Source organism: Pseudomonas sp. G5(2012) (assembly GCF_000408945.1).
Lineage (GTDB): Bacteria > Pseudomonadota > Gammaproteobacteria > Pseudomonadales > Pseudomonadaceae > Aquipseudomonas > Aquipseudomonas umsongensis.
The window spans coordinates 1-584 of the sequence record NZ_APIO01000207.1 but is presented as its reverse complement, the minus strand read 5'-3'; the positions used below and the strand labels follow the sequence as shown (position 1 = coordinate 584).

Here is a 584-nt window from a genome sequence, read left to right as displayed (position 1 = left end):
AGCCTGCTCGCGAAGCGGCCCTCACTGTCGGAACAGCTCTCCCGGGGTAAATCCGAACAGGCTCTTGAACGCCGCAATAAACGCTGACGTCGAGTCATACCCACAGGCCAGCGCGGCGTTGGTCACGCTGTCGCCCTCCTCCAGCAGACTTAACGACGACAACAGCCGCATGCGCTGGCGCCAACCGCGGAAACTCAACCCGGTTTCCCGCTGGAACAGGCGCATCAGGGTTTTCTCCGATGTACCCAGGCGCTCGGCCCATTCGTGCAAGGTCACATTGTGCTCGGGATTTTCGATCAGCTCGTTGCACAAGCCCAACAACCTTTCATGACGGGGCAACGGCAGGGAAAACCCGACTTCCGGCAATGTCGCCAACTGATCGAGCAATACACTCACCAGCCGCGCTTGCGGGCTGTCGCCCTGTGGATATTCCACTGGCAGCAGGCAAAAACTCTTGATCAGCTCCCGGGCCAGCGGCGTCACTTCCAGTACCCGGCAACGCCCGTCCGCCCACTCGCAATCTTCGCGGCGCACATACAGGCTGCGCATCTCGGCACGCATTGAGGTCACGACCTGATGATCGA

Annotated in this window: 1 protein-coding gene; it reads right to left on the bottom strand. The window is 60.8% G+C overall.

Features of this window, described 5'->3' with window-relative positions; translation table 11 throughout:
- Window positions 1–21 precede the first annotated feature (21 nt).
- Window positions 22–584 (bottom strand): AraC family transcriptional regulator (locus tag PG5_RS32675; RefSeq protein ID WP_042955993.1); only part of this gene is annotated, 563 nt, incomplete at its 5' end.